The organism is Streptomyces sp. NTH33, from assembly GCF_003236365.1.
Classification (GTDB): Bacteria; Actinomycetota; Actinomycetes; order Streptomycetales; family Streptomycetaceae; genus Streptomyces.
The window spans coordinates 1-642 of record NZ_POTZ01001065.1; the positions used below are offsets into that span (position 1 = coordinate 1).

Sequence of the window (642 nt, forward strand, 5' to 3'; positions counted from 1 at the left end):
GCCCGCTGCCGCTCCTCCGGGACCTCTCCGTAGAGGGTGGTGCGGGGTTTGGCCGGGCACGGGCCGCCGGATCGTCTACGCCCTCGCCCAGAAGCGGGTGTGGCTGGTCGACGCGAGCGACAAGCCCACCCGTACCTTCACGGTCTGGCCGGGCACGGTGAGCCCGGACCCCGACTCCTACGCGATCTCCCAGCGCGTCCCCGCGACGACCGGCTCGGACGGCGTGCAGATCGAGCACATCATGTACTTCGCGGGCAAGTCGGGCGTCTTCATCGCCTTCAGCAACGCCGTCGACGGCTCCTCGCCCCCACCCCCCGCCTCCGGCGCCAAGACGGGCGGCATCCGCATGGGCAAGGACGACGGGGACGCCCTGTGGACGTTCGGCGCGAAGGGGACGCGGGTCGTGGTCGTCGAATAGCGGCACCGGCCTTCCCCTTTTCAACCGTCCCTTTCGACCGCCCCCTTTCGATCACTTCCTGAACAGACCGTTCCCGTTCGATTACAGTGACGAATTGTCGTACGTACGGACGGTGCCGCGAGGAGGTCTGGGTGGGTACGACGTCCGGTGCCGTCTGGGGGCGTGCCGAGCAGCAGGACTTCCGCAGCCGGGTGCGGGGGACGCTGCTCGGCACGCCCCCAGAC

1 protein-coding gene is annotated in these 642 nt (G+C 69.6%); it reads left to right on the forward strand.

Annotated features, from left to right (window positions below):
- A partial coding sequence (locus C1I97_RS38485) for a hypothetical protein (protein ID WP_111007416.1) occupies positions 1–418 on the forward strand: 418 nt, incomplete at its 5' end.
- Positions 419–642: the final 224 nt, after the last annotated feature.